The 241-nt window shown below is 53.1% G+C and carries 1 pseudogene; it reads left to right on the top strand.

Annotation, left to right across the window (positions count from 1 at the left end):
* Nucleotides 1–241: pseudogene (locus ACYP03_RS27700) on the top strand (PTS trehalose transporter subunit IIBC); the annotation flags it as partial.

The raw sequence follows: 241 nt of genomic DNA, 5'->3' as shown, positions 1-241 counted from the left end.
GAGGCAAAGGTCGCTGCCCGCCAGAATATGAGCTTGCTTGAACGCGGTATCTCTCACCTGGCCGAAATCTTTGTACCTCTGTTACCCGCTATTATCACCGGCGGTCTGATCCTCGGTTTCAGAAATGTCATCGGCGATATCGCGATGTTTGATGGCCAAACCCTCACCCAGATCAGCCCTTTCTGGGCGCAGGTGCATGCTTTTCTATGGCTGATCGGAGAGGCGATTTTCTTCTTCCTGC

It is taken from the genome of Photobacterium sp. R1 (genome assembly GCF_054600795.1).
Note: the sequence above shows the minus strand (reverse complement) of the source record. Positions and strands in the feature narration are given on the sequence as shown.